This window comes from Corallococcus sp. 4LFB (assembly GCF_046520365.1).
GTDB lineage: Bacteria > Myxococcota > Myxococcia > Myxococcales > Myxococcaceae > Corallococcus > Corallococcus caeni.
Genome location: NZ_JBKGHJ010001090.1, coordinates 1 through 963 on the forward strand (window position 1 = coordinate 1; position 963 = coordinate 963).

At 76.4% G+C, this 963-nt stretch carries 1 protein-coding gene and 1 pseudogene; both read right to left on the minus strand.

The genetic code is table 11. From position 1 onward, the window contains the following. Positions 1-477 (minus strand): ATP-binding protein (locus ACLEQD_RS44250; RefSeq protein ID WP_410391909.1); only part of this gene is annotated, 477 nt, incomplete at its 3' end. A gap of 295 nt (positions 478-772) precedes the next feature. After that, positions 773-865: pseudogene (locus ACLEQD_RS44255) on the minus strand (hypothetical protein); the annotation flags it as partial. Between the last annotated feature and the right edge of the window lie 98 nt (positions 866-963).

Consider the following 963-nt stretch of genomic DNA (forward strand, 5'->3'; position numbering starts at 1 on the left):
CCAGCGACGACCAGCGGCACCGCCGCGCCCCGGCGCTCCACCAGCCCACGCCGTCCGCGCCGCGGGGCGCACCACGCCCGCCACGTCGATGAGCTCCTCCACGGTGCCCACCGCCACGGCGTACCGGCGGCCCGCGCACTCGAAGACGATGGCGTCCATCAGCGTCACCGTCAGGGGGACGCTCAGGGTGAAGGTGGTGCCCGCGCCCTTGCGCGTCTCCATGCGCAGCTCGCCGCCCAGCTGCTCCACGACGATGCGCCGCACGATGTCCATGCCCATGCCCCGGCCGCTGGTGCGCGTGGCCTCCTGGCGCGTGGACAGGCCGGGCCGGCACAGCAGGTCCAGCAGCGCGTCCGCGGAGTCCGGCACGGGGGCCTTCGCCGCCTTCGCCACCGCCTTCGCGTCCACGCCGCGCCCGTCGTCGCGCAGGGTGAGCTCCAGCTGGCCGCTGGCGCGCGCGTGGCAGCTGAGGTGCACCAGCCTCCGGACCTGGCTCCGCCGCCTCGGCGCTCCTCGGGCGTCTCCAGCGCGTGGTCCACCGCGTTGCGCACCAGGTGCACCAGCGCGGGCAAGAGCCGGTCCGCCACGGCCTTGTCCAGCTCCGCGTCCCCCACCTCCAGCTCCAGCCGCACCGCCTTGCCGTGGCGCGGCGCAGGCCGCGCACCAGCAGTGGCAGCCGCTCCAGCACGTCGCCCACGCGCACCATGCGCAGCCGCAGGATGGCCGAGCGCAGGTCGCGCAGCTGGCGGCCGTTCTCCTGGAGGATGGCGGTGAGCTCGCGCGTGGGCGCGCCCGCCTGGGTGAGCGCCGCCACCGCGCGCGTCAGCCGGGAGCGGTTGACGACGAGCGCCGCCAGCCACTCCATGGCCTCGTCCAGCCGCGACACCTCCACGCGCAGCAGGCCTCCGCCCCGGCGCACCTCCGGCTCGTCCAGCTCCTCGTCCAGCGCGGCGCTGGTGGGCA